At 40.1% G+C, this 2,663-nt stretch carries 3 protein-coding genes; all 3 read right to left on the minus strand.

The annotated features are described in order from the left end of the window. Positions 1–112: 112 nt before the first annotated feature. The gene (locus NTH01S_RS11280) at positions 113–910 is read right to left on the minus strand and encodes an FkbM family methyltransferase (RefSeq protein WP_084367359.1); all 798 of its coding nucleotides are present in this window, start codon (positions 908–910) and stop codon (positions 113–115) included. Positions 911–975: 65 nt separating this feature from the next. Beyond that, positions 976–2,304 (minus strand): shufflon system plasmid conjugative transfer pilus tip adhesin PilV, encoded by a 1,329-nt coding sequence (pilV, locus tag NTH01S_RS11285; protein WP_068173751.1) that lies wholly within the window; start codon positions 2,302–2,304, stop codon positions 976–978. A gap of 2 nt (positions 2,305–2,306) precedes the next feature. Then, positions 2,307–2,663 (minus strand): type IV pilus biogenesis protein PilM (locus tag NTH01S_RS11290; RefSeq protein WP_068173752.1); only part of this gene is annotated, 357 nt, incomplete at its 5' end.

Raw genomic sequence — 2,663 nt, forward strand, 5'->3', positions numbered from 1 at the left:
GCGTAACCAGACCATTATTTTTGGTCTGGTTACGTATCAATGACAGTATTTCATTCTGAGGGACATGGTAAGCCGTTGCAGCGGCTATCGCACACGACAATAGAGGCATAACTTAATTTCTAATATAAAGTATATTGCTTCTTGTTGACGATTTTTGTTTATACAATCCACTCTGTACTAAGGTACGGTGTAATTTTGATGCATTGTATTCATTAGGTTGTTTTTCCATAATGATGAATTTGGGGAATAACGAATTTGGTGCAATTTCAAAAAACGGAATGAGAGCGTCACATTCATGCCCTTCAATATCAATTTTCAAGAAAATATCATTTTCAGAGATATTGTTACTTTGTGTAATAATGTCAATTAAAGGAAGCATTTCTATTGTGCCATCGCTGGATTCTACAACATTTGTGCTTCCTAGATCGTCATTCAAGAAGTTTAATTTCACTTTTTTGCGTTCAGCCCCAACTGCGTTATTAAAAATTTCGTAATCAAAACCGTTTAATTGAAAGTTATATTCGAATCTCTCAGATAAATTTTTATTTGCTTCAATAGCGACAATATCAGCGCCTAGTTTAGCTGCGAATAATGAGAAAAAACCCATATTGGACCCGATATCTAAAAATACCATATTGGGTTTTAGGTATTTTTTAAGCCACTTTAGTTCTTTGGAGTTGTATGAAGTTCCGCAAAGTGCGCCTTTAGCATCAGTTTGATTATCTTTCGGGTATACTCGAACCTTTAAATTGAAGAGCTTCGTATCGAGAGCTCCACGACAATCATGGCGGAAGTATTCGAGCCAACGGCGTCGGAGAGACGTTCCTCCTAATACAGTATTGTGCATTAATGAAATGCCTAACTTTTGAAAAATGGTGGGTTGGTAAAATCCATATGGATTAACTGACATGAAATACTCCAGAGTTTCTTTTTGTAACACATGAAGTTAAAAGGGTAAATTGTCAATAAAATATGCTACCATCGAGCTATAATTTGACAGTTCAAACTTTGATACCCTTCTGATGCAGTTATATAAACTGTATATGACAGTCTTGAAGGAACAATAACTGCCCCTGTTTGAGTGCTAGTATAGCCACGACCTACAAATGAACCACTTGACCATTCTAATATACCGTCAACATAAATCCCAATACTCAAATCATGTGCCCTATTGGGGCAGACAACATTTATTTTAGCCGCATAATTAGAGTTATTCAAATAAGGTCCGTTTACAGTGTATGTCTGTAAAATATCTGACACCCAAGTATTTGATGAAAAATTAGACCCTGGAACAGTCCATTTCCCATCTGTACAGTTTAGAAGTTGTCCGCTTCCATCACTATTTATTGATATAGATCCATTTGGCGAACAGGAATTATTTATAAAAACATTTTGTGAACTATTGAAATTTATTGATTGCAATCCCGATAAGTTATTCTTAACCCAAACGTTTCGTTCGAAATCAGCATCACCTTGGTCATTAAGCCATGCCTTGGGCGGTCCGCCACGGGGGCCTGCTCCGATGGATCCCTCAGCATACACGTCATGTGTGTGGACACCTCCTCCCCAGTTAGAAGGTATTCCATTGTTCGGGTCGAGGCCATTGGTTCCAATTGCTCCATTGAGTGTTTCAGAATTTCCCCCTATATTATTTGCATTACCAATATTATTGCCATTCATATTAAGGCTGGTATTCATCGTATTGAGTTCTGGGTGATTGGGAACCGCATTTCTATAAAGTGCATCTGTATTATACTGAACGGCACTACTCGTTGTCGCGATTGCAAAAAGATGACCGGCGCCAGGGTTAATCGGACTGCCATTTAAAGGAAGATGCCAACCCCCAGCGGCCCCAATGGCCGTTTGGCTATCAACGCCAGGGACTGTATCGTCGGGGCCGACATAGCCTGCGTGATTGCCAGATAACGCGACGATATGCGTTAAAGCTGGAAGTTTTATTTCATCACCATCTCGGGTTGTTATAATAGCACTGACTTGGCCGCTTGAGGGTTGTTGCATATAAATATGCCAGCTTTGGCCATACGGGTTGCTACTATTAAAATTAGGTAAAAGCGGCATTTGGTTCAGCGGCACCTCGAATGTCCCGCCGACATTAACATTCGCAAGAATTTCATCACGGTGGTTCTCGGCAAAGTTTCGTGCAGAGACCATAAGGTCTTGCAGTTCTCCTGACGTGATGGCCTGTCGGTTACGCTCCTCGCTGGTATGGACTACATGAGCGAGCGTCGGAATCAAAATGGCAGCAATGGCTGTTCCCGCCAAGAGGGAAATAAGTGTTTCCATTTTTAATAACCATTACCTGTCATCATGACCACGGAGACCAAACTCCCATTTGGAACTGAATTGGGTATAGTACCCATATCTCCTAAAGATTTCGTAAACCAGTGATCATTTAATGTGTATCCAATAGTTTTATTATTTTGTGATTGTGCTGTCGTATCATCAACTTGATTAGCTGCATTTGGCAACCACATGATAATGGACGCCGTATGATTGTCGTTGAAGACCATATTGTGCAGCGTACTGCTAAACCCTCCATTGGGGACTGTTCCTGTAAAGGATGGATTTTGTTGTACATAATTTTCAATGTAGCTTTTGTAAGACAAAAAATCTGAGGTTGTGGACCCAGATATAATATCCGG

Origin of the sequence: Neokomagataea thailandica NBRC 106555, from assembly GCF_001598495.1 — a bacterium.
In the GTDB taxonomy this organism is placed as follows: Bacteria; Pseudomonadota; Alphaproteobacteria; order Acetobacterales; family Acetobacteraceae; genus Gluconobacter; species Gluconobacter thailandicus_A.

Coding starts and splice junctions, on each gene's coding strand:
- NTH01S_RS11280 (WP_084367359.1), bottom strand. CDS start 910: ATGTCAGTTAATCCATATGGATTTTACCAACCCACCATTTTTCAAAAG.
- pilV (WP_068173751.1), bottom strand. CDS start 2,304: ATGGAAACACTTATTTCCCTCTTGGCGGGAACAGCCATTGCTGCCATT.